The 852-nt window shown below is 46.7% G+C and carries 2 protein-coding genes; both read right to left on the bottom strand.

The window, feature by feature from the left end:
* Positions 1-393: PRC-barrel domain-containing protein (locus tag ACWHAR_RS25115; protein ID WP_452088187.1), on the bottom strand; the 393-nt coding region annotated here is incomplete at its 3' end.
* A gap of 88 nt (positions 394-481) precedes the next feature.
* Positions 482-852 (bottom strand): ATP-binding domain-containing protein (locus ACWHAR_RS25110; protein WP_452088186.1); only part of this gene is annotated, 371 nt, incomplete at its 5' end.

The following is an 852-nucleotide window of genomic DNA, read 5'->3' as shown; positions in this document are numbered from 1 at the left end:
GCCTGACAAATCGGCAAAAAAACCGTCTGATAGTTCATATGCTACGATTATGCCCGTGTCGGAAGAAAAGTATACATCTTCCAGCATGCCCAGCGTATCTCCTGCTCCGTTTTTGACCATTTTTTGCTTCATCTGGTCATAAGAAAGACTCTGCTTCGGAACTTGCATCGGCTTGAACTCGGTGAAATCAACGTATACGCCGTCACGTCCGATTTCGGTGACCGCGGGAAGCGGAAGAAGCGAACGGGGATTGTAAAAGCGCCGCTTCTCTTCCATAATCAATCCGAGACATGTCCCTTCGTGAGAAAAACAGATATCCGTTACCACCCCAAGCGGGAGAGAAGACTGTCTGTCGTAAACATTGAGTCCTTCCAGCTCATTGCATGTTCTCAAAGTGTGATCAACCACCTTTTTACGAACACTCTTATGATCTGCTGTTGCGCCGCGACTCATACGATGAAATGGATTCCATGAAAAACACTTATTCTGCTTCCTTTTCCATAAAATCAAAAGGTGTAATGCCTTCCATCCCGATATTGGCGTCATAGACGCTGAATGGCAGCTCTTTTTGAAGCGCCATGAGCTCTTCATCCTCTTCATGTGCCGCCTGCTGAAGCCGTCTTTTAAGCGATGTCTGCCTTTCTGATGATTCCTTATTTTTCACGCCCCATTCAAGGGCTTCCTCTTCGCCGCACAGAATCAGGAATTTTTTGCTTCTTGTAATAGCCGTGTAAAGCAAGTTCCTTCTCAGCATCCGGTAATAGCTTTTGACGACCGGAAGGATGACGATCGGAAATTCGCTGCCTTGCGATTTGTGGATCGAACAGCAATAGGCGTGCGTAAACTGGTTGA

This window comes from Bacillus sp. LR--39 (assembly GCF_053613335.1).
This window is presented reverse-complemented; position numbering and strand designations above follow the sequence as displayed.